The sequence below is a fragment of the Acinetobacter sp. 228 genome (assembly GCF_048147885.1).
On sequence record NZ_JAYWYV010000521.1, the window covers coordinates 1 to 1099 of the forward strand.

At 30.5% G+C, this 1099-nt stretch carries 1 protein-coding gene; it reads left to right on the top strand.

Annotation, left to right across the window (positions count from 1 at the left end; all coding sequences use genetic code 11):
- On the top strand, positions 1 to 1023 hold a 1023-nt coding region (locus VXQ92_RS20420), incomplete at its 5' end, for a glycosyltransferase family 4 protein (RefSeq protein ID WP_416683011.1).
- Between the last annotated feature and the right edge of the window lie 76 nt (positions 1024 to 1099).

Here is a 1099-nt window from a genome sequence, read left to right on the forward strand (position 1 = left end):
TTTATAATTAACTCCTTGAAAAATAAATCTGGTTCTGAACGAGTTGCAGTTGAGTTGGCTAATAAAATGTCAGCGATAAGAGGCTATAATATTACTCTTTTGAATAGAGAGGCTATAAAAGAAAATACAGGTTACCCAATTGCAGATAAAGTAGAAGTAATTACTTTATTTGGCAGTTTATTTGAGTTTTATAAAAAGCTTAGAAAGCACATTTCTTCCAATAATTATGATGTTGTAGTTGTACATAATATGGGTAAATTATCTCTACTATGTACTTTTGTTCCAAATTCAAATAAATTAGTGATTCTCGAACATGTTTCTTTTGTCAGTCGCCCTAAAAAAATACAAATTTTAAGTAAACTTCTATATCGAAAAATTGATCAAGTTGTGACTCTCACTCAAAATGATAAAGAACAATTTGATAAGTTTCATTCAAATGTAATTGTCATTCCTAATTTTTCTCCCTTTTCTATCGCTTCGCAACCACAAAATAATAGTAAACAAATTGTAACGATTGGCCGTTTAACTGATCAGAAAAACTATATTCATTTACTTCAAGCTTGGAAGAAAATATATCAAACTATTCCGGATTGGCAGCTTAATATTTATGGTGAAGGTGAGCACCAAGAGATGTTGCAAGATTATATTAAACAACAGTCTCTTAAAAATGTGAGTTTGAAGGGTAGTACCTCAAATGTAAAAGAAGTTTATGAACAATCTAGTTTTTTTGTAATGTCATCCAAATATGAAGGTTTGCCAATGGTCTTAATAGAGGCACAAAGCTTTGGTTTACCTGTTGTGTCATACAATTGTCCTTATGGTCCAAGTGATGTCATTCGCGATAGTAAAAACGGTTTTTTAGTTGAAGACCAAAATGTGGATGAGTTAGCTGCAGCGATTTTAAAACTTGCTTTATCTCCTCATCTATTAGAACAATTTTCTCAAAGTTCATTGTTAAATGCCAAAAAATATCAACCTGAACAGATTTTAAGAATGTGGATTGAAAAGGTTTTAGAAGGATAAATTTTTATGTTTTCTGTACTAAGTTCTATTTACCATAAAGAATATCCCGAACATTTTAATACTTGTATGGAAAGCA